Raw genomic sequence first — 21,500 nt, forward strand, 5'->3', positions numbered from 1 at the left:
CTTCTCTTATCTGAGATTCTGGTAATCCTTCAACGCTCTTTGTGCCAATCGGGTTCCGCCTCTCCCCTGCCGCTCATAGTGCGCCAAAGTTATCTCAAGATAGCGTCGATGATCCGGCTGATCGAAGTTCCACATCTCGTTGCCCGTTGTGCTAATGGGTTTATTCGAGCACGCTGAAAGGTGAATAACTTCATAGAAGCGCTCCTTATCCTGCACGATCCTCTCTGCCAACAGGCCAAACCCCAACCTGGACATCTCCTGTCTAACCCAATAATTCTGTCGAACCGGACAGAGTAACAGGTCGATTGAGTGCTCCGGATTTTGCTGCAGAAGTGCTTCAACCAATTCAACCACCAGATCACCGCCAACACCTGCAATGATCATTAGTGGCCGGGGATTTTCCGAAGGAAGAGAGAGCAGTTTTAGATCCAAACAGTGCGCACTCCAGCGCCCCTGAATCTCTGCCAAAGCCCCCAAACGCAGACGTAATCGCTCTATCAGCTCAGGAACCTGATCAATAAAATTCAGTCGTGCCTGATGATGACGCATTAACAACGTCTCACCCAGATAACCATGATCACAGCAGCAATCCCAGATATCGGTATAGGAGGGCGAAACCATATCGGCAAGGGCAGATAAACGGGGAGATAAAGGCACGTAGATCGATCCTGTACAACTCCGCAAACAAGCGGTCACGATGAATTTCCAGCCATTATACACCCCACCCTTAACAAGGGTGATCATTACCCGACAGCTACAGTTTAATAATCACTATCCAGCTTATCGGGCCGCTGCTTTATGTCCTATTGGCTCATCACTGCCCACCGTCTGCGGAAGCAATTTGATCAGGTTTCTCGCTGAAGCTTCCACCACGGTTGTGAAATTGATCACTTTTTCACTCACGGTTTCCTCCGCGAGGATGAGCTCTTCCACTCCTTCCCAGGCTATCGATCCGGACGATGTATCCCAGATCTGAATAAACATACGTATATCTGCGTGCTTCGTCTGGAACAAGCGGTAGCCAAATATACTGTAGCGACCTCTGCTACCCTGATTAAAACTCGCAAGATTAACCTGAATGACATAGCGCGCATTCACGGCAGAACCGATATCTGTCAGCGTATCCTGACTAAAAATTCCGGTCGTCTGATAATCCCTGAACATCTGCATATACTCATTAGCGAGCCCTGCATTATTGATCGCCCCCAATGATTGAGGCAGTGAAATCTGTCGAATATCGGGTCTCTCCTCTTTGAGCACACGACCCACAATAAATGCCAATGCCTGTTTATCCTCTTCGCGCCCAGTAACGGTTGATGGACTGATAAAGGCCAGCCCGTAGTTTGTCAGATCCCCGGAAGCCAGGTCGATCGATTGATGCTGCGCGGTGGAGTGGTTTTGCTGAAGTGAACACGCTGAAATGATCATGAACGTAAGGCACGTTATCAACATGCGAAGCCAGACCATCATGCCTGACCACAGGTTTCTACCCCTCGAAATTATTCTGTCCATTGTTTACTCCCATTGAATTGAGAGGACTGTCTGATCCTATCTAAAGAACAGAGTGATACTAAAAAGTTTAGATCTATTCTCAGAAATTGGATGAAGAAATTCGCGACAAGTTGCCTGAAAACACTATATTGAATATGAAGCTGCCAAAAGAGCATCCTGTTATGCACAGCAGAATAAGCATCTGGCAGCAGGTAGGCAAAGCAACGGCAATACTCGTTCTCCTGCTCGCTGCCGCTCTGTTTCTGGGATATATCGCATTAGATATGCTGATCAATCGTCCCGATGCCCCCAACCCGGTCCAGAAGATTCCACTGGGAGCGGAACAGCAATACAACCTCCCCTCGTATAAGGGATATCACCCGAGAGTGCTCTCACGGGCGGATGACCCATACCCTTACCCAATCGCTGTTGGGGAGGTGGGACCCCAGCAATCGCTCTACTCTATTCCTACGCAATATCCCTTCTATTGTCGCACTGAAGAATCAGATCTGGGCCAGCCCATCGTTGATAATCAGGAAGGGCTAGGGGTGCCTGTTTATCAGGAACAGGATGGCAAACAGCTTCTGGCAGGCTATAGCAAAGATTGTCTGCTACCCACTCAGGTGCGCTATTTTTATAAACCGAAAGATGAGGATAACTTCCTTGAGCTGATACCGGATCATGAAGAGATCGAACAACTCCAACTAGGTGATCAACAAGTGGATTTCATCGTTAGAGTTGAAACCGGCACCATCAACCGCTTCATCTACATGCTGGCAGCACTCGCTCCCAGATCCGCCGTGACCGCTGGAGACCAGAATCAGGTCGATCCCTCTCTCTGGAACCATAAACTGATCTACCAATTCAGAGGCGGGGTCGGTATAGGGAAAGTTCAGGGGCGCGTCTCACAGATCGACTTACTCAATCGCCGACTAGAACAGCTCAGGTTGGGCTATGGCATCGCCTACTCTTCTGCGAACCAAACCTCAAACCATTACAACATCTGGCTTGCCGAAGAAACCGCAGCCCGCGTTAAAAGACAATTTTCCGCCCGTTACGGTGAACCACGTTATACCATCGGAATCGGCGGTTCGGGAGGTGCGATCCAACAGTATTTGATTGCGCAAAATCATCCAGGTCTGATTGATGCAGCCATCGCACTTTACGCCTACCCCGATATGATCACCCAAACAACCTATGTATTTGACTGTGAACTGCTGGAATATTATTTCGATGTACAGGACGGCTCAAACCCCCGGTGGCGGGACTGGTCACAACGTAGTTTGATTGAAGGACTCAACGCTGCCAATGGCGATTTTACTGTTCGATCACTACTGCATAATCTGGCACTCATATTTCACCAGCAAAAACCACACTTCAATAGTGAGAGTAACGAATGTGTCAGAGCCTGGCGAGGCCTTACCCCTCTGGTGAATAACCCCCGCTATATCTATCACGCCGGACGGTATAGTCAGCAGGTTTTACAGCAGTCCCAGTGGAGTTATTGGGATGATATGAAATATATTCTGGGGACTAACGCTCAGGGTTTTGCCAGACAGACATGGGACAATGTCGGTGTTCAGTACGGTTTATCCGCTTTGGTCGAGAATAAAATTACAGTAGAAGAGTTTCTCAATCTTAATGCCCGGGTCGGGAGCTGGAAGCCACCAGAACAGATGCAACCGGAGCAATACTGGAAGTTCACTGGAATAAACGGGATCAAAGGCCTGCTCAACTTCTCTCCCTGGGGTCAGCACAACATGAACCTGAGCCCGGATAGTGGTCATACCCCGGCAAAACGTCACTCCGCTGACCTCAACGCTATCGCAGCGGCCTATCGTTCAGGACAGGTCTTTATGGGATATGCCGATATCCCCATCATCGATCTGCGTCACTACCTCGACAATGAACTCGATATGCACCATAGCTTTGCATCATTCTCAGCGCGACAACGTATGATCGAAGGTCAGGGCTCAGCAGCAAATCAACTGATCTGGATGACAGCAGAACCTCATAATCCCGTTCCTGAGGCCTTTCAGTTGCTGGATCTGTGGCTAAACAACATAGAAAACGCTCCTCACCTCGACGCGGCTGATGCTCGCCCGGAAAGCGCGCATGACAGCTGTTTTGATGCAAACGGAACATTGATCAGTTCAGGTCCTCAGGTGTGGGATGGCCCGTGGAACAAAAAACCTGAAGGGGATTGCAGCACGATCTACCCTACGTTTAGAGAATCAAGAATGGTTGCAGGAGCACCGATCACCGGCGATCATTTTAAGTGTCAGCTCCAAAGCATCGAAAGCGCCGTTGATAAAGGAGTATATGGGCCGGTTGATATCACCCCTTATCAAAATCGGCTACAAGCGATATTTCCAGAAGGTGTTTGCGACTATAGCCTGCCCGGCTTAGGTAAACCTGCCAATATCATGCATAGCAGCGCAACAGCAGAGGTACTGAAACTACCAAGTCAGCCACCACTGGTTCAATCCGCACATTCACCATTAAAGATGAAGCCCTCAGGTTAACAACCCCACCTATTCGACAGGCTTACGAAATTTCAGGGTAAAACGGTCGCTGAACTTATCGATAGAGGGGTGAACCGAGTCATAGATAAGGCCATCCTCTGCCCGAGCATGCAGATCCGACCAGGCCTCCAACTCAAATCCGGCATCCAGTGCCTCTTTAATAATTCTGACCGGATCCACACGGCGCCAGCGCTCTACAGCATAGGGTTCCATATGACGACGGGTATGGTCGATCACACCGTAAATTCCGCCAGGCTTCAGCGATTTAAAAACCTCATGATTCAGCAGCATCCGACTTTGTGGCGTCATGTTGTGCATATTTCTGAAGGTAAGCACCATATCCAGATCAGTAAGGCCAAACTCAATTTTGTCGTAAAAACGAATGAACTTATGCATTCGTGAACGCTGCCAGATATGATTGTCATCACTCACATAACGGAGGTGCCCCTGCCCCCAGATCTTCACGGTTTCATCCATAAAGTTGAGTCCCATCGCCAGATGTAACTCACCTTTCTCCTTCAGAACGCTACCGAGAATTTTGGTATACCAGCCGCCTCCCGGAAACAGCTCAAGGACGCGCATATCCTCTTTCAAACCAAAAAAGGTCAAGGTCTCCAGCGGCTTACGCCGACTATCGCGCTGTTTATCAGCCTCCGTGCGAACACTCCCTTTAAGGGCCTGTTCGATCTTATGGATCGTTGCATCCTTATGAGTTTCCGCAAACGCAATCGTAGGCAGTGAGAGACTTAAAAAGAGCAGGACAATTCGACAGAGCATTTTCATAACCAACCACCATAAAAGTAAACAAGAAGAGCGATCATGCTAGAAAGCATAGCACTCATCGATCACAGGCCTCCTCTTTGAGGCAGTGGCGAAATTGATCGATCAACCAGCGCACTCCAACATCGACACTCTGAAGTGGGTGCCAGTATGCAGTTAGATAGATCTCATGATTAGGTTCCTCTAGCGGCACCCAGGTGAGCTGGTCGGTTACATAATGCTGGGCCACGCGTTCCGAAACAGGCACAATCCAATCGGTTTCCATCAGGATTCGCGTGGTGGCGCCGAACCCATTGACCGTTAACGCTACATCCCGTTTAAGCCCATGTTTTGAAAGATAGTGATCGATATAGCCCTGACCATCACCAAGCATTGTGATTCTCACCTGAGGGTAGCTGGCAAAATCTTTTAATCGGGCAAATGGCTCATTAACAATCGGATGACGATGGTTTGCCAAAACACCGAAACGCTCCTGCCCCCAGAAGGTACGCTTCAGGTCCAGAGGCTCTCCGGGCCAGTTGGCAATCCCGGTAATCAGGTCTAACTGCCCCGACAGTAAAGCCTCACGTGGATTATCCGGCTGCAGTTTCATCACGAAGCTGACACGCCAATCCTGCTCCCGTGCTAACTTAATTAACTGTGGCAATACCACTAACTCAAAATGGGGATTAGAAGCGATTCTGAAGATACGCTCATCCGCACAGGGATCAAAACGTCCACTATCACTGATCGCATCATCTAATAGTTTCAGCGCACTGAGAATCGGTTCGGCCAGTTGCTGAGCACGCAGACTGGGAAGCATTTTGCCATCCTGCAGCGAAAACAGTGGGTCTCCTAACTGCTTCCGAAGGCGTTTAAGTGCATGGCTGGTCGCAGGCTGTGAAAGATGCAACATCTCTGCGGTTTTAGAGACTGACTGGCTTTTCCATAGGCAGGCAAACAGCCTGAGCAGGTTCAGATCGATCTGATGAAGATTAGTATGCATATAATGAATACACCAATTAATTAAATGCAATTTAATTATATCAACTTTTCAGCCATTATCCGTCATACACTTAGATAAAGGATCAATATGGCAACTGTCACTCAAGCGCGCTCAGCAACTCTACTCTACCTTCTCGTTATCAGTAGCTCTTATCCTCTGGCCACTTGGCTGGCCGACAGAGTAGACCCGCTTATGACCGTATTGTCCCGATTCTGGATAGCCAGTGCCGTTCTGTTCCTGATTTACATCTTCACGAAACAGAGGCTGCCCTCACTACCGAAGGGCAGTGAATGGTGGAGAATCCTGTTGCTGGCAGCCCCCTTAGCGCTGTACTTCATATCCACATTCAGCGCGGCTAAAACACAGTCGCCCGTTGTGCTCGCGGTGCTGTTTACCGTGGCACCACTGACACCGGTATTGGTTGGCTTTCTCCGCAAGCAGAATGCATCGCTCCAGATCATTATCGCAATGTTTCTGGGGGCATCTGCCGCAGTTTATCTGGCCCTATCCCGTGGGAGTACGAATCTTGGAGATACACAGATAGATAGCTGGTTGTTGATCTACTGCCTCAGCTGCCTGCTATTTACTGCAAACCCTGCGCTTATCAAGAATTTCGGTAGCGGTATGCCACTACTTTGGCGTAGTTTTTGGATACTGCTGCTCTCAGGCATCATTATGCTGATGATGACCTGTATCAGCAGTGTATTTAATCTGGGTCTGATCGACACCTCAGTGCCTGATCTCAATGGATGGTTCGTTCTGATCTGGATCGGTATTATCTGCACCGCGATACCGATGTTTCTCTACCAGTATGCCGCTCATACACTGAATACCGTTGAGATGGGAGGATGGCATTACGCTTTGCCTGTACTGGTCATGATTCAACAGACCATCTGGCTACAGGGCTCCCTTTCCTCGGGAGAGGTGGGGGCCTCTATGGTGATTACACTCGCATTACTTCTGTTAACTGTTCCGCTATCGAAGTTTAGCAACTCTCGGGCAGCTCTCTCTCTATCGAGGTAGATCACCCACCTGATCAGATGAAAAAGGGCTGCTGGATAACCAACAGCCCTTTTTCATATTAAGTTTTAAGTTCAGAAAGCATCTCATTCAACTGGGACAGTTCCTGGCTAATCCGTCCATTCTCTTCTGCTGTCTGCTCGGCACTGCTGTTGGTGCGATCAGCATATTCAGAGATCGCTGAGATATTGTTATGGATATCGGACACAGCCTGAGATTGTTGTTCCGATGCCGCCGCGATCTGCGAATTCATCGTAGCGATACCCTCGACGGCACTGCTGGCGGCGGTTAATTCAGTGGCTGTTTTATGCGCCTGTTCGATACACATATCCGCATTAGTACGGCCTCTCTGCATCGCTTCTACCGCACTTAAAGTACCACCTTGCAGATTTTCGAGCAGCTCTTGGATATCCTCAGTGGATGACTGAGTTCGCTGCGATAATGCCCGCACCTCATCAGCAACAACAGCAAAGCCACGACCAGATTCCCCAGCTCGGGCAGCCTCGATTGCCGCATTTAACGCCAAGAGATTTGTCTGTTCGGCGATCCCACGAATGCCTCCCAGAACCTCACCAATTCGGTTTGTCTCTTCTGCCAGGCTTTTAAGCTCCTCGGTTGCACTTTCCACATCCTGACTGAGTCGTAAAATCACATTCTGACTCTGCTCAGCCGCTTGCTTCCCGACCTGCACCTTAGACAGCACCTCTTGCCCCAGAGACGCAGCCCCTTCCGTTGATTGCACAACCTCAGCCACGCTTCCACTCATCTCAGCCACAGACGATGCGACATCATGCGTTTCACGCATCTGCTGCTGTACCAGATCACGGGTCGCTTCCATAACCACCACACTGTTTTCGGAACGCTGAACCAGACTATCAGAGCTACCCCGAATCGTAACGATCATCTTAGCCAGCTTGGCCATCAGTGTATTGAATGCCTGAGCAGTTTCAGCGGTCTCCCTTGGACCTGAAACGGGTAACCTTACGGTCAGATCACCATCACTGCCCGATAGTTTCTGCAGCTGATCACGGATCTCTTCAATCGGCTGGGTGATTGCACGCGCTAATAATGCGGCTACCAACAACCCTATAATAAGCGCAGCAATAAATATTGCAGAGATCATATTCTGAGCCGCTATCTCATCATGCTCTGCACGGCGTGTCGCTTCCAGTGTGAACGTCTGAATCTGAGCCAGAGCATCCACCAGTTCATGGTCAATCTTATCTTCCAGGGCAATAACCTCATCTGTTGCCCCCATAATCTGAAGCACATCGCCCTGACGAACTTGATTGAGTAGCAACTGAGCTTTCTGCTCATAGGCTTTGTGCTCAATACTGATATTTTTAACGGTTTGCAGCAGAGATCTAAACTGTTCTTCCACCTCAACCGAATGAGTCTTCTGCACCGCATCCGCAACAAGGGTCTCAATCGCCACTAACTCATTTGAGACTTTCATAGAGATGGAGTTAAATGCATCCACAACCTTCTCGATCTGGCCGTTACCCTCATTTGTTAACTGGCTGGCCAGCGCTAACGCTAAACTACGCTCAAAAAGAATACTTTGCTCTAACTGATGTTGAGTCACATTTGAGAGTGCATTGGAGATAGGAATATCCTCTTCTGCAATATCAATTAACTCAATACCGATCTTATTCATCTGAAAAAGAGCAACGCCCCCAATCAGTGCAATTAATATGAGGTTTATTGCCGCCAGAAGATAGATCCGAGCAGAAATTTTAAGGGTAGTTATGAACTGCATATTCACTCCATGTGCTAGAGGCAACTCTCTGAAGCCGACTCATAAAACCTTACAAATAACCTTTAAAAACAAATGGTTATTTGTAAGATTATCAATTTAGACCTAATTCTATGGAAAATATAACAGAACGATATTAATAGGCAATGACAACAACTGGATGCCTCCCACAATAAACACGGGATCCAACGCTACTGATCAGATAATTCAGACAACAAAAAAGGGAGCTGAACGCTCCCTTTAATAATCCACTAAGAACAGCTTACTGTTTTGGAACGCTGCCCATCATAGATTTAGTTTCCATGAACTCTTCAACACCGTAATGACCCCATTCACGACCATTACCGGACTGTTTATAACCCCCAAACGGCGCTCTGGCATCAGCGGGTGCGCCGTTAAGATGAATCATACCTGTGCGCATACGCGCAGCAACCGCTTTCGCACGATCAAGATCAGCAGAGTAGACGCCTCCTGATAAGCCGTAGATGCTGTCATTGGCTATCGCAATCGCGTCCTCTTCATCTTTATAGGTCATGATGCTAACAACAGGGCCAAAAATCTCTTCTCGCGCAATCGTCATCTCAGGAGTGACATTAGCAAACACTGTTGGTTTAACAAAGCAGCCCTGTTCCAGGCCTTCAGGGGAGCCTGTACCACCAGCGACCAGTTGCGCACCCTCATCGATTCCCTTCTGGATCAATGCCTGTACACGTTGCCACTGCAGTTTAGATACCACAGGGCCCATTGCGGTCCCTTCCGCCATAGGATCACCGGTGACAACAGATTCCGCAGCAGCTTTGGCAATCTCAATCGTATCCGCCAAACGATTTTCCGGTACCAGCAAACGAGTTTGCGCATTACAGGATTGACCCGTGTTACCCATCACGCCCTTAACGCTACGCTTGATCACTTTTGCAAAATCAGCATCATCCAGAATGATATTGGCTGACTTGCCACCTAACTCCAGTGATACCTTCTTCAAGTTTTCCGCAGCAGCGATAGAGACCTGCTTACCAGCCTGAGTAGAGCCAGTAAATGAGATCATATCGATCTGTGGATGAGCACTCAGAGCTGCACCCACCGTCGGCCCGTCTCCATCTACCAGATTGAAAACGCCCGCAGGAAGACCCGCTTCAGCCAGGATCTCTGCAAAAATATGCGCTGTACGAGGGGCTACCTCACTGGGTTTCAGCACCATTGTGCACCCCGCTGCGATCGCAGGAGCGACCTTGCAGGTAATCTGATTCAAAGGCCAGTTCCACGGTGTGATCATACCGCACACACCCACAGGCTCTTTCACGATGGTTGTAGTGCCCACCACTTCCGTGAAATCCGTCTTTTTCAAAACACTCAGAGCAACTTTGATATGGCCTAAACCAGCCATCACCTGTGCCTGGCGGGAAAACTCAATCGGAGCCCCCATCTCTTCAGTAGTGGCTAAGGCCAGATCATCAAGGCGAGACATGTAACACTCAACAATCCGCTCAAGCAGAGCGATACGCTCCTCTTTACTGCTCAGACTGAAAGTTTGAAACGCATCAACCGCAGCGGCTACCGCTGATTCAACATCATCACGGTTACCTAAACGGATCTGTGAAACCACCTCATCGGTCGCCGGATTTAAGACATCCAAGACTTCGCTACCCTTTGGCTCGACCCATTCACCGTTGATAAAGAATTTCTGTAGGTTATGCATATAGAAAGCACCCTTGTAATTTTATTATGACCCTTATAAGGGAATACCATTACATAATTAGATTGAGAAGACCAGATACTATTGATACAAAAACGATCTAAAAACAGGCCTAAAAGTATCAAAATATAGCTATAAAAAAAGCCGCTTTAAGCGGCTTCCACAAAGCTCATTGGTTTTAAATACCCAGCATAGAGGCGATCAATCCGATCACTCCACCAAACACTCCACCCCAGACAACCAACCATCCCAGATGCTCACGAATCATAGTCTGAACAATCTCTTTTACCAGTTGAGGGGTTAGCTCATCTAAACGCTGCTGTACAATCACTTCAACCTTCACCCGCATCTCTGCCATCACATCCGGGCTTTCCAGCTCATCGCGCAGCATAGTGACAAACTTCTCATCACGGGTCATATCCTCAATAGAGCTCTTCATCTTATCGACAAAGGGTTCTCGTAAAGGCTCAAGCACCTCAGTACCACCGACCATCGCTAACATGCCGCCAAAGGATGAGTTCTGGATAACTTCAATCAGGGAATCGAAGGTGGGTGAGAAATCGACTTTCTCAATCACCGGCGCAAGGTGCAGATCAGGTTGGCGCCCATTCTCAGCACTCAGAAAACGTTCAATATTCTCCTCAGTAAAGAACTGCTCCATCATCAGAGACTTGATGCCACGCTTAAAATCTTCAAACCGCGCAGGAATGACCCCTGAACCATACAGCCCTGGAACCTTTTCAAACAACATATGTACCGCTAACCAGTTAGTCAGCGCCCCTGACAGGGCAAATAACCCGATCGTCAGTAAGGTGTCATCATCCGCAATCATCCCAGCAGAGAACGCCACAAAAGCAAGTAGATTGGTGAGGAGACTCTTGTTCATCCCGATAACTCTCTTATTCAATTCGACGCCATCATATAAGCCACTGGCTGAGATTAAAACCCCTGAAAATTCAAACTTGATAACAACAGAATGGATCGACAGCTCAAGGGCCTGATTTGGCATTTATTCAGGTGGATCACCGGTATATCGACTAAATGAACTGGCCTATTTTTTCACAACGTAACCACGAAAGGCTCTATAATGTGCCGCTTAACCTACCGGACCTTCAGATGAACCGTAAAAAGAAGATTAAGCAGATCCTGACTAAAAAGCTAAAAAAATCAAAAGCGAAACTGGCACCTAAAAGCAGTAAGCCACGCTATATCGCTAAAGCTGACAGGGATCAAACTGACGCCCCAGCGGGCAACTCGTCATCTGATGGCAGCGCTACTTAAATGCTCACCACCTGGCTTAAAAAGAGTTAGCAGCGATTAAACCATTGCCGGTGTGGCAAAACCAAAAAAGGGGCGATAAGCCCCTTCTCTTAAAAGTCATCTAACACTTAAAGCAGTGTCAGCATCGTTTCTGCACTGCTCCGTTCAAACTGTTTGGGTGCTTCAACATTTAGCTCAGTCACTACACCATCTTCAATGACCATCGCATAGCGTTGCGAGCGAATGCCACCGAAACCTCCGGTGTTCATCTCCAGCCCCATCGCCTGAGTCAGCTCAGCCCCGCCATCGGCAACCATCGTAATCAGCTCAGCATTCTGAGCCTCAGCCCATGCTTTCATCACAAAGGTATCGTTTACAGAGAGACACGCGATAATGTCCACTCCTTTTGCAAAGAATTGATCCGCATGGACTACGTATCCGGGAAGGTGAGATGCGGAACAGGTGGGAGTAAACGCACCCGGCAACGCAAAAAGAACAACCCGTTTACCCGCAAAAAGCTCACTAATTGAACCGGATTGGCTCTCTCCCGCGAGCAGTGTTGTCACACTGACATCCGGTAATTTATCGCCTACTTTGATCATCTGAACACCCACGCATAGTTTGTCTGTCGTTAACTACCCACTGTAGCAGACAATCATCCGGTCGGTTAGAGGACCCTCTATCGCAGGAATAACTCTACAGCGATCGGTAGTTTAGAATCAGCCCCACCAGTTCGTGATCACTGGCGACAGATTTTAAAGATTCATCCAGTGTGCGACGCTGCGGCAGAGCGATGTTGAATTTGTCACGTAGCAACTGTTGCACAGCGCGATCATTGGCCGGATCCAGTTCGATACCTGCAAAAATCGATATACGCTGCAACAGAAAAGACTTATCCATAAACTTCAAAAGGCTCTTGTATGAGTTGAAATTAAAGTAAATTCATCGGCAACCCGTTGATCCGGATAATGTTCCCCAAGATAGCGGTGCATTGATTCGGTCGACATCAGACCGGTAATACGTTTCCAGCTTTGACGTTTGCCGTGCGGTTGAAAAGCATTTGGCTCATAACAAGCCCACTGCTCACTGTCTCTGCTCATAAATTTGGATACACAGAGGTCATTATTAAGATTTTCCAGCATGAGTGGTAACTCCCTTTACTTCGGAAAACCCATTATCTTTCAGATTTTATATTCTATAAAAAATAGATCGGTAATTAAAAAAATACCGGCGCAACTACAGTTTCAATAAAAATATTCAGAAGAAACTTAATAAAAAAGCGGAGAAGCGGTTAAAGATCGGGGCTTTGTAGAAGTATTTATAAATTTTTAAAGAGCATGACGGGCGCCATGCTCTATCTCGCCACAATTCAAAATTGAATCGGACTAATAGGTACAGACTTATAGAGGACGGATGTTCTCAGCCTGTGGACCTTTCTGGCCCTGAGTTACAGAGAACTCAACCTGCTGGCCTTCCTGAAGGCTTTTGAAACCGTCACCAGCGATAGCGCTGAAGTGAGCGAAAACATCTGGGCCAGACTGCTGCTCGATGAAACCAAAACCTTTCTCATCGTTGAACCATTTAACTGTGCCAGTCGTTGTATTAGACATAATTTTTAATCCTATTTTCGGAAATAATTAAAGCGCCTTAAATAAGGCAGATTTTGCAGGAATTTTTACTTTGTACTTATGAAAACAGGACGAGGAATTAAGATAAAACTTCGAAATGACGTGCATAAATAGAGAATAAATCATCAAGCTGGTCAAACAATATACAGAACCTACTAATAAGTCAAAGACTATATTTTTTATTTTCAGATCCATCCTCTGATTTACCCAAATGCAGAACCTAACCACTGCTCAATTTTCTGGCCCTCAACGCTGTCAGGCATATTCAGCCCCATCAGCAACCGTGACGCTGCTGCCAGATAGGGGACACGCCACTCAGGAGAGAGCCAACCAACGGTTTCCAGTACCGCCGCACCGTATTTAAAGTCATGCGCTTTGTTGGATTTATACAGTAACCACCGGTTCAACTGCTGCTTTAACTGCGGCCAAGCCTCCATAGGATAGGATTGCAGTAGCAAGCGGGCGTCTTGCGGCGCATACCCCAGTGATTCACCAATCTTTTCGATTAATGGCAGCGTACTGCGCTCAGTTGAAGGCTCCGCGCTAAAATCCAGAATATCCAGTCCATTCCAACCGCCCTCGCCTCTTTGCTGCTTCATCTGCACAACATAGCTGACAGCCTGTAGTGGAATAACCCGCCTCAACACCGGATCTGCAGCTCTTTGCCACAGACTATAAAGTGCGTGGGTAACCGTCACTGTATGGAGCATCGGTATAGTCGGGCGGTTCATGACGCTATCAGCGGCGGCCAGAAATACCGCATCCCAGAGCGCCTGAAGTGGCATTCCCCGATTAAGGCGCTCAATAACCCTCTGCCGATTCAGTTCGACCCCGTCAGCCCGTAAACTCCCCAATAGAGCCCTTGTCCCTGAGCTATCCGCTCCCGGTCTGAAAGAGTGATCAGGAATATCTCGGGCAAGTTTAAGATTGGCCGGATAATCCTGTTCCCACCAATTATTCTGCGTATCGGCAGATAGATTTCCATCAGCGAGTAAGGCATAGGTGACACCGCGCAGGATCATCTCACTATCACGCCAACCAGAATACTCCAGACTTCGACACACCCCAGCGAGCAGAATTGCCTTATGGCCGATAGAATGAAAATCCCTGACCGCCCACGCCAACATCAGTGCAAAGACCTGATGCATACTGCCAGAACGCGCCAATCGTGTGATCGCCCGGTCGGCTTGTAACCAGATCCGCTCCTTCATCCCCTGTTGATAAAGCGTTGCTGCTTCAGACAGAGGAGGCAGCCCCTCCTGAGTGGCGCCCAGTACCCAACCGGAGAGATTACGATTACGTGCCTGGCTATGTTTAAAGTAATCCACATTCCATAACAGAGGGATCCAGCTTGCTACCCCCTCTCCCTGTATTGAAAGGCGCCTCGCCGCATCAACCATCAACACTGCATGGTACTTAAAACCAACCGGACGCGGTTCTATATGGCTCACCCCCGCTGCTAATAGCGCTTTAATCAGCGCGGGTTTTCGCAACCGACCACTCTTAATCTCCTCTACCACCCATCCCGTGAGCTGCTCCCGCGGGGTATTCACCAACCGGGCCACCAGAACCGCCTGTTCACCTGCTGTAACAGCAGGCATAAACCCAACCAGTGGGCTGGCAACTAAACCGGTCAACAGTGTACGGCGTTTCATAATGATTCCTCCATAACGGCAGATTAGACTATTTCCGGCAAACTGCAGGGCTAAAGCGATTGATTGCACAACGAAGGCTCAGACTGCAGTGGTGAAAAGCCGGGTGAATTAATGCAGTCACAGTGCCACCCAACTCAAAAGCAGGTATAAAGGTCAGACAACAAATCAGAACGATATTAGAGATGACAACTTGGTTCGCTAAAAACCTCGGAGATGGTATGTTCGCCTCAGAACCTTTAGAGGATCTGACGGAGAACTTTTGTCTAGCAGTTGAATCTTCAGACGCCCCACCGGAGATGGCTGCTTTTTATCGCCATGAATCCGATGGAAGCCTTCACTGCAGCGTTAAGGTCTACTTCTCTCCCGCAGCGGTTGAGTTTGCAGAATCAATCGGTGCAAAACCCTGCTCCCGCCCCTCCATTTATGGTCTTTGTCCGATTGCAGATTCAGAACAGGCCATTGCGTTACTATTTCCAGAAGAGAAACCAAGCTAAGGTGTTTTATGGATTTTAAGCAGGCTGAACGTTACTGCCTCTCTCTTCCAGAGGCCACGCTTGAATACCCCTTCGGTGCAGATGTGTCTGTATTCAAAATCAAGAACAAAATGTTTGCCCTGCTCGCCACCAGCGGCGGGACAGGCAAAGAGCTGGGCACCCAATTTGCTGGAGAGGCATTTATCAATCTGAAGTGTGATCCCGAAGAGTCCTTTATGCTGCGGGATATCTTTCCAGAGGTGCTGCCGGGTTACCATATGTCAAAAAAGCACTGGATCAGTGTCGTATTGATCGACTCAATGCCCGAAAAAGAGATTGAGCGACTGATCGATCGCTCCTACGGACTGGTGGTAAAAGGGCTGAAGAAAGCAGAGCGCTTACAGCTGGAACTGGCCTATTCACCTGAACAGCTTTACCGGTAACAGACTGCACTAGCGTCCCTTGGCTTTCAGCTCATCCCAGTTCAGCAATAACCAGAAGTTCAAACCGATCATCAGTCCGACAAAAGTGAACAGCTGAAAAGTCTGATAAAAACTGATACTGCCGCTCACCTCTGCTAACGGCCAGATCAGTAACATCGGGATGTCGGCAACAAACATACCGCCCAGTGTTAATGTCAGAAAGTTAACCCGCTGCTTTTTCACCAACAGCCGATAGAAACGATATCCCAGAAAGAACATATACAGATAGGCGACCGGAATGCTTGCGATCGCCATCCCTAAAAAGAGGCCGATAAAGGTCCAAAAACCCTGATCCATATTAAAACCAGAGATCCCCGTATAGAAGGCAAACACCTCAAAGGCGAACGGTGTTATCAACGGAGCCAGTGCCAGCGCTCTACTTTCATTTTTCATAATCGATCCAGATCCGTCGGTAACATCGGTTAACTGAGTAAAACTCTCCCCGCCATATGCGCAACGCAGGTAAGTAACAGACTATCAACGCTTGACCGGTATTGACTTGAGGCAAGTTAATTTCGGCAAATTAGTTCTGTTTTACAGAACCGAAACAACTCGATTTTTCATTATTCCTTGCTCCGCCCTTTCGCTATATTGAAGATAAATTCACGCAGGGAGTGTTCCGATGTACGCAGTTATTTTTGAAGTGATCCCAACCGCAGAGGGCAAAGAGGAGTATCTCGCGATTGCGGCCAAGCTACGTAGCTTTCTTGAAGACCGGGACGGATTCATCTCGATAGAACGCTTTCAGAGTCTGGTCGATGAGAACAAGATACTCAGCCTCTCCTTCTGGCGAGATGAGGCCTCAATTCAGGCCTGGCGCAATCTGATGGAACATCGCAACGCCCAAAGTGCAGGTAAAAATCAGCTGTTCCGTTCCTATCGTATCAGGGTGGCCGAGGTGGTACGTGATTACTCTGATACACAGCGAGAAGACGCCCCCAGCGACTCCCGTTCACTGCACGGTTAAACGGTAGCCCTGAAGTTAATTCTGCCTGCGGGTCAGTTCGCGTAGCAGTTGAAAATAATAGGGCTTACTGGCGAAGCTGTTGTGGCCCTCATTCTCAAACCGGTAGACAGTCGCCACACCAGCGGGGAAATGCTCAAACAGTTTCAGGGTACTGGCGGACGAGATCACAGGGTCATCGGTCGCCAGAAAGATCGCTGTCTGCGCTGTCACTGATTGGGCATAGCGCCAGGAGAGGTACTTATCCTTCAACAGGAGCGAAACCGGAATCCCCCAGTAGCGCTCGCTAGCAACATCTTCAATACTGCTGTAAGGCGTCACCAGGATCAGTTGACTGGGTGAAACCTGCGCGGCCAGCCGGGTCGCAATACCACTGCCTAAACTTCGCCCGATCAGCACAATATCCGAATGAGTCTGCTCCACATTACGATAAAGCTTCAGGGCATCCCGATACAGCGACTCTTCTCGGGGCTGACCATCACTCCCGCCATAGCCACGATAGTGCATCAGGTAGAGTGAGTACTCAGGAAAGGTCTGCTTGAACTCACTTAATCGCTGCGAAACATCCTCCGCGTTGCCGCCAAAATAGAGGATCGCCTGTCGAGTATTTTTGACCTCTGTCGTCACCACCGTATGCCCCACCTCTGTCTCAAGCAGATAGGTATGGGCAGGATCGGTCATGCTCCGCTCTTTAGGAAAATAGAGCAGACTCTCCTGAGAAAAATAGAGAAAGGCACAGAGCAGCACGTAACCGAGGCTACCGACAAAAAGAAGTTTAACAGCCGTTTTTTTCATCACTCTGATTCTGCTCTACCCAGAAAAGGACACATTAATACAACCACTGCTGTATCGCTCACAGTCTAAGCGTTAACGCTATACAGAGAAACAGATAGTCAGGCAGAAGGTCATTAGGACAAATATCGAAGGGTAAAACGAGGAACAACTGGGGGGGAGGAGGAGGCAGATCTTGCATTGTACCGGTAGGTAGAACGCAAGATCTGAACCTGTGGGTTTTAGTAAACCCCTATTCTGAATTTAATCAGAACAATTAAACGCGTTCGAAGATAACTGCGATACCCTGACCACCACCAATACACATGGTTACCAGAGCATACTTGCCTTCGATACGCTCAAGCTCGTAAACAGCTTTAGTCGCAATGAACGCACCAGAACAACCTACTGGGTGACCCAGAGCGATCGCGCCACCGTTTGGATTGGTTTTCTCCATATCCAGACCCAGACCTTTCGCTACTGCCAAAGCCTGTGCAGCGAACGCTTCGTTGGACTCGATTACATCCATATCATCCAGAGCCAAACCTGCTTTCTCCAGAGCCAGCTTAGTTGCTGGGATTGGGCCTTCACCCATAATGTCATTTGCAACACCAGCTACCGCGTAAGACTTGATCTTAGCGATTGGCTTCTGACCTGCCGCTTCAGCCGCTTCTGCAGATGCCAGAACGAAGAACGCTGCACCATCGTTGATACCTGACGCATTTGCCGCTGTTACCGTACCATCCTTCTTGAAGGCTGGACGCATTTTAGCCAGACCTTCAACAGTCGCACCCGGCTTACCATGTTCATCTGTATCAAATACCACTTCGCCTTTACGCGTTTTCTGTACGATTGGTACGATCTGGGACTTGAATCGACCCTCTTCAATCGCAACCGCTGCACGACGCTGTGACTCAACAGCAAACGCATCCTGCTCTTCACGGCTGATGTTCCACTTTTCAGCCAGATTTTCAGCTGTGATACCCATGTGGCCCGCACCAAATGGATCTGTCAGTACAGAAACCATAGAGTCCAGCATCTGTGTATCACCCATACGCGCACCTGAACGCATCGCTGTAGACAGGTAAGCACCACGGGACATCACCTCTACACCACCACCAACGCCGTAGTCACAATCACCCAGCATGATCTGCTGCGCAGTTGTTACAATGCCCTGCAAACCAGAGCTACACAGACGGTTTACAGACATCGCAACCGATTCCATTGGCAGACCTGCCTGAATAGCGGCAACACGTGCAACATAAGCATAACGAGATTCGGTAGGGATACAGTTACCTACCGTTACATAATTGATCTTCTCAGGGTCAGCACCCGAGCGGTTGACGGCCTCTTTCATTACCTGACCTGCCAGCTCCGCTGGTTCCATTGAGCTTAAACTACCGCCAAATGCACCAATGGCTGAACGTACTGCACTTAGAACTACAACTTCTTTAGTCACGATTCATCACTCCTGATATTTATATCGTATCGCCCGTAACTTCACACTGAAACGGCTTACCGGCTATTTTGTCCCATCTATTTGATTAAGTGAGCTCAAACCCACTTTGGGCAAATCGAATAAAACACAATATCACCGCGTTGCAAAAAAATCACAATCAAACAAAAGTATATTGCCCAAACATTAGTTAAATATGGAATAAGGAATGATCAAGAAGGTAGAACCGGGTACTGAAGCATACAAAAAAGGAGAGTATATAGCGGATTGCTCACTTTTTAAGCAGGGGACACACCTCACACGCCTGTAGATGCCCCCAACTCAGCACCCTCCTCCCCCGCCTCATTCAGAGTCAGCACGTTTGGCAAAAAAACCAAAATAGGTGGAAATGATAAACAGTAGAAAATACCAGCCGAGAGATAAATAGAACTTCAGCGGGGCGGAATCGCTCGTATAGCCCTTCTCATATCCCATCGCATGGTAGTGGAAGCCACCGTCATAGATCGCTTTGGCAAAAGCCAATCCAAATGCGATGCTGAATATCCGCGCCAGCAGCAGCCCTTTTTTATCAATACGGATTGCGGTTCCCCTTAGATTCAACGCCGGTCAGCCAGTTGGCTTAGTCCCGGCAGCCTGTCATCAGTGACGTGAGGCCAGTATATCCTTATGTAGCTTTTCCAGATGCTTACCGGCTTTTTTATGTCCACCCTGTACCGCTTTCTGGTACCACGTTTCTGCGGCTGTCAGATCAGTCCGACCTGCAAGCCCGTAATGATAAACATAACCCAGATTAAAATAGCTGCTCACATAGCCTTGATCTGCGGCTTTAAGCAGCCAGTTCAGCCCCTCCTGCTTACGGCCATTACCGCCCCAGCCACGAATCAGCAGAAACCCCAGATTGTTCTGGGCTGTATCCAGGCCCAGTTCAGCTGCCTGGGTGAGGTAGGCTTCAGATTTTTTATAATCTTTGGTAACCGTGCCGCAACCTTTACCGTAGATTTTTCCGAGTTCATTGATCGCATCGACACTCCCCAGATCAGCGGAGCGGGTAAACCAACGTACAGAGGCTTCACAATCCTGCTGACCATCAGGGGCTTCCCGATAGAATCGGCCTAACTTATAGGCGGCGTTCGGAGTGGTCCCGGTTGCATCAATTTTTTTAAGATTCTCGATCAGCGTTTCTGAAGCGTGTGAGAGTGGAGAGAGAAGAATAAACGTAATAAGGAGTAGTTTGCGGTACATAATCATCCATGATTCCAAACCTGATTTTAAGTTAAATCAGTATTCCCTAATCTTAAGCAGCTTTCTCTAATACAAAAGTCTAACAATCGAAAGCCTGCCGAACTGAGGTTAATCTTTGCTGACAGGGGGTAAGCCCGATCCCGATCAAATGATGGTGTTAGAGATCTCTTAGTCCCGAACCAGATCGTTTTTCTTCAGGACCGCGTGAATTTTCCTGCTGGTTTTCCCTAAACTATGCAGATCCCCTAGGGTGGGTTGCTGATCCTGTTTGATCCGGTACTCCCACTCCTCGAGCTCAGTATCCAGGTATTCGATCAGCTTCTTTGGACAACCCGTACAAGGGCCATCACAGAGTTGGGCGGGCGGAATATCAAAAGGGATCACCTCTCTCACCTGCTCAATCAGCTCTTTCATCGCCTCAGATACATCGGGCTTTCTCGCTCTCTCTCTGCTACTCATCCCAACCTTTAAGAACTGATACGTTAACCCACACCAAACACACAGGCCCATTGATGCGCCAGCACCGCCGCTATTATCCCTCGTGAGGGGTGAGCTTGTCAGTATCTCTAAATGGGTAAGCAGCCCCCTTAAGGGCTCTGCCAATAAACTCACGCTATGGATGCTCACCACGTTCAAGCGTATCCATAAATTTTTCAAATCGACGCTGACGGGTTTCCGCTCTCTTCGCACTGATTAAGCCATGCGCTATCACATAGCGCTTTGATTTGGGCAATCTATCAAAAAACGCTTTCGCCTTTGGTTTGCTTTCCAATGCGTTAAGGAAATCCTCCGGCACCTCCATCTCGCTGGCCGTATAAGCATTATCCCAGCGACCATCCGCCTTCGCCGCCTCGACCTGCAACCTACCTGCCTCAGTCATACGACCCTCTTTGATAAGGCGTTCAGCGTGCTCACGGTTACGTTTAGACCAGACACTCCTGGCCTTTCTCGGAGTAATCCGCTGCAGATATGCCTGCTCATCAATCGACCGTTTGATACCGTCGATCCAGCCCCAGCAAAGCGCTTCAACCACCACCTCATCCCAGGTCACACTTTGGATACCGCTTTTCACTTTAAAGAGTTTTATCCACAACTCCGTTTCAGACGCATGGTTTTCACTGAGCCACTGGCCAAGCGCTTCAGGGGTTGAGAAGGGGGTGGTCGATGCTGGATCAGATTTAGGCATAGGGGTCGTTGGCCGCAGATGGATGTTCTCAGTCAGAGGGTGCTGCTTTTCGCTACAAAATATACCGATCACCGGGAGGGATTGCACTCAAAGCTCAAAGGGATTTTCAGATTAAGGCTGATTGCCCCCCTCC

General features: G+C 48.6%; 25 protein-coding genes. 6 read left to right on the forward strand and 19 right to left on the reverse strand.

The window, feature by feature from the left end; genetic code table 11:
* Positions 1-6 precede the first annotated feature (6 nt).
* Complete coding sequence (locus tag Q0882_RS02315; RefSeq protein ID WP_299177491.1) at positions 7-744, reverse strand: tRNA (adenine(22)-N(1))-methyltransferase TrmK; 738 nt, start codon at positions 742-744, stop codon at positions 7-9.
* Between the two features lie 36 nt (positions 745-780).
* Positions 781-1,428: a hypothetical protein gene (locus Q0882_RS02320; RefSeq protein ID WP_299177494.1), complete on the reverse strand. Its 648-nt coding sequence runs from the start codon at positions 1,426-1,428 to the stop codon at positions 781-783.
* A gap of 245 nt (positions 1,429-1,673) precedes the next feature.
* Between Q0882_RS02320 and Q0882_RS02325 the strand changes: the two genes are divergently transcribed.
* Positions 1,674-4,016 (forward strand): DUF6351 family protein, encoded by a 2,343-nt coding sequence (locus tag Q0882_RS02325; protein ID WP_299177496.1) that lies wholly within the window; start codon positions 1,674-1,676, stop codon positions 4,014-4,016.
* 9 nt (positions 4,017-4,025) lie between these two features.
* Here the strand turns inward: Q0882_RS02325 and Q0882_RS02330 are convergent, their stop codons facing one another.
* Positions 4,026-4,799 (reverse strand): hypothetical protein, encoded by a 774-nt coding sequence (locus Q0882_RS02330; RefSeq protein WP_299177499.1) that lies wholly within the window; start codon positions 4,797-4,799, stop codon positions 4,026-4,028.
* Positions 4,800-4,854: 55 nt separating this feature from the next.
* Positions 4,855-5,781 carry a LysR family transcriptional regulator gene (locus Q0882_RS02335; protein ID WP_299177502.1) on the reverse strand — a complete coding sequence of 309 codons (927 nt, stop codon included), beginning with the start codon at positions 5,779-5,781 and terminating at the stop codon, positions 4,855-4,857.
* An 87-nt stretch (positions 5,782-5,868) separates the two neighbouring features.
* On the opposite strand from Q0882_RS02335, the gene Q0882_RS02340 reads away from it, so the two are divergent.
* The gene (locus Q0882_RS02340) at positions 5,869-6,804 is read left to right on the forward strand and encodes a DMT family transporter (RefSeq protein ID WP_299177504.1); all 936 of its coding nucleotides are present in this window, start codon (positions 5,869-5,871) and stop codon (positions 6,802-6,804) included.
* 58 nt (positions 6,805-6,862) lie between these two features.
* On the opposite strand, the gene Q0882_RS02345 is transcribed toward Q0882_RS02340, so the two are convergent.
* The 3 genes from Q0882_RS02345 to Q0882_RS02355 form a co-directional block, all read right to left on the reverse strand.
* Positions 6,863-8,560 (reverse strand): methyl-accepting chemotaxis protein, encoded by a 1,698-nt coding sequence (locus tag Q0882_RS02345; protein ID WP_299177507.1) that lies wholly within the window; start codon positions 8,558-8,560, stop codon positions 6,863-6,865.
* Between the two features lie 259 nt (positions 8,561-8,819).
* A complete protein-coding gene (locus tag Q0882_RS02350; RefSeq protein ID WP_299177510.1) occupies positions 8,820-10,253 on the reverse strand; it encodes an aldehyde dehydrogenase family protein in 1,434 nt (477 codons plus the stop codon).
* Between the two features lie 175 nt (positions 10,254-10,428).
* Complete coding sequence (locus Q0882_RS02355; RefSeq protein ID WP_299177513.1) at positions 10,429-11,136, reverse strand: DUF445 domain-containing protein; 708 nt, start codon at positions 11,134-11,136, stop codon at positions 10,429-10,431.
* 155 nt (positions 11,137-11,291) lie between these two features.
* On the opposite strand from Q0882_RS02355, the gene Q0882_RS02360 reads away from it, so the two are divergent.
* Complete coding sequence (locus tag Q0882_RS02360) at positions 11,292-11,531, forward strand: DUF2986 domain-containing protein (RefSeq protein ID WP_299177516.1); 240 nt, start codon at positions 11,292-11,294, stop codon at positions 11,529-11,531.
* A 107-nt stretch (positions 11,532-11,638) separates the two neighbouring features.
* Here the strand turns inward: Q0882_RS02360 and Q0882_RS02365 are convergent, their stop codons facing one another.
* The 5 genes from Q0882_RS02365 to Q0882_RS02385 all read right to left on the reverse strand — a co-directional run bounded on the left by Q0882_RS02365 (position 11,639) and on the right by Q0882_RS02385 (position 14,793).
* Positions 11,639-12,112, reverse strand: a complete 474-nt coding sequence (locus Q0882_RS02365; protein ID WP_299177519.1) for a peroxiredoxin — start codon at positions 12,110-12,112, stop codon at positions 11,639-11,641.
* A 94-nt stretch (positions 12,113-12,206) separates the two neighbouring features.
* Positions 12,207-12,410: a hypothetical protein gene (locus tag Q0882_RS02370; protein ID WP_299177521.1), complete on the reverse strand. Its 204-nt coding sequence runs from the start codon at positions 12,408-12,410 to the stop codon at positions 12,207-12,209.
* A gap of 5 nt (positions 12,411-12,415) precedes the next feature.
* Positions 12,416-12,652, reverse strand: a complete 237-nt coding sequence (locus Q0882_RS02375) for a hypothetical protein (protein WP_299177524.1) — start codon at positions 12,650-12,652, stop codon at positions 12,416-12,418.
* Between the two features lie 258 nt (positions 12,653-12,910).
* Positions 12,911-13,120: a cold-shock protein gene (locus tag Q0882_RS02380; RefSeq protein WP_286240059.1), complete on the reverse strand. Its 210-nt coding sequence runs from the start codon at positions 13,118-13,120 to the stop codon at positions 12,911-12,913.
* Positions 13,121-13,341: 221 nt separating this feature from the next.
* Positions 13,342-14,793 carry a hypothetical protein gene (locus tag Q0882_RS02385; RefSeq protein WP_299177529.1) on the reverse strand — a complete coding sequence of 484 codons (1,452 nt, stop codon included), beginning with the start codon at positions 14,791-14,793 and terminating at the stop codon, positions 13,342-13,344.
* 218 nt (positions 14,794-15,011) lie between these two features.
* Between Q0882_RS02385 and Q0882_RS02390 the strand changes: the two genes are divergently transcribed.
* Positions 15,012-15,287 (forward strand): hypothetical protein, encoded by a 276-nt coding sequence (locus Q0882_RS02390; protein ID WP_299177531.1) that lies wholly within the window; start codon positions 15,012-15,014, stop codon positions 15,285-15,287.
* An 8-nt stretch (positions 15,288-15,295) separates the two neighbouring features.
* A complete protein-coding gene (locus Q0882_RS02395) occupies positions 15,296-15,709 on the forward strand; it encodes an MmcQ/YjbR family DNA-binding protein (protein ID WP_299177534.1) in 414 nt (137 codons plus the stop codon).
* A gap of 9 nt (positions 15,710-15,718) precedes the next feature.
* On the opposite strand, the gene Q0882_RS02400 is transcribed toward Q0882_RS02395, so the two are convergent.
* Positions 15,719-16,141: a hypothetical protein gene (locus Q0882_RS02400; RefSeq protein WP_299177537.1), complete on the reverse strand. Its 423-nt coding sequence runs from the start codon at positions 16,139-16,141 to the stop codon at positions 15,719-15,721.
* A 229-nt stretch (positions 16,142-16,370) separates the two neighbouring features.
* On the opposite strand from Q0882_RS02400, the gene Q0882_RS02405 reads away from it, so the two are divergent.
* Entirely contained in the window at positions 16,371-16,715 is a 345-nt protein-coding gene (locus Q0882_RS02405) for an antibiotic biosynthesis monooxygenase (protein ID WP_299177540.1), read from the forward strand.
* A gap of 15 nt (positions 16,716-16,730) precedes the next feature.
* Here the strand turns inward: Q0882_RS02405 and Q0882_RS02410 are convergent, their stop codons facing one another.
* The 6 genes from Q0882_RS02410 to Q0882_RS02435 form a co-directional block, all read right to left on the reverse strand.
* Positions 16,731-17,507: an alpha/beta hydrolase gene (locus Q0882_RS02410; protein WP_299178406.1), complete on the reverse strand. Its 777-nt coding sequence runs from the start codon at positions 17,505-17,507 to the stop codon at positions 16,731-16,733.
* Between the two features lie 253 nt (positions 17,508-17,760).
* Positions 17,761-18,942, reverse strand: a complete 1,182-nt coding sequence (locus Q0882_RS02415) for an acetyl-CoA C-acyltransferase family protein (RefSeq protein ID WP_299177542.1) — start codon at positions 18,940-18,942, stop codon at positions 17,761-17,763.
* A 339-nt stretch (positions 18,943-19,281) separates the two neighbouring features.
* Positions 19,282-19,539 (reverse strand): hypothetical protein, encoded by a 258-nt coding sequence (locus Q0882_RS02420; protein WP_299177545.1) that lies wholly within the window; start codon positions 19,537-19,539, stop codon positions 19,282-19,284.
* Between the two features lie 39 nt (positions 19,540-19,578).
* Positions 19,579-20,187: a tetratricopeptide repeat protein gene (locus Q0882_RS02425; RefSeq protein WP_299177547.1), complete on the reverse strand. Its 609-nt coding sequence runs from the start codon at positions 20,185-20,187 to the stop codon at positions 19,579-19,581.
* Between the two features lie 162 nt (positions 20,188-20,349).
* Entirely contained in the window at positions 20,350-20,640 is a 291-nt protein-coding gene (locus Q0882_RS02430) for a hypothetical protein (protein WP_299177550.1), read from the reverse strand.
* Positions 20,641-20,794: 154 nt separating this feature from the next.
* A complete protein-coding gene (locus Q0882_RS02435) occupies positions 20,795-21,454 on the reverse strand; it encodes a YdeI family protein (RefSeq protein ID WP_299177553.1) in 660 nt (219 codons plus the stop codon).
* Positions 21,455-21,500: the final 46 nt, after the last annotated feature.

It is taken from the genome of uncultured Neptuniibacter sp., from assembly GCF_947498015.1.
Taxonomy (GTDB): Bacteria; Pseudomonadota; Gammaproteobacteria; order Pseudomonadales; family Balneatricaceae; genus Neptuniibacter.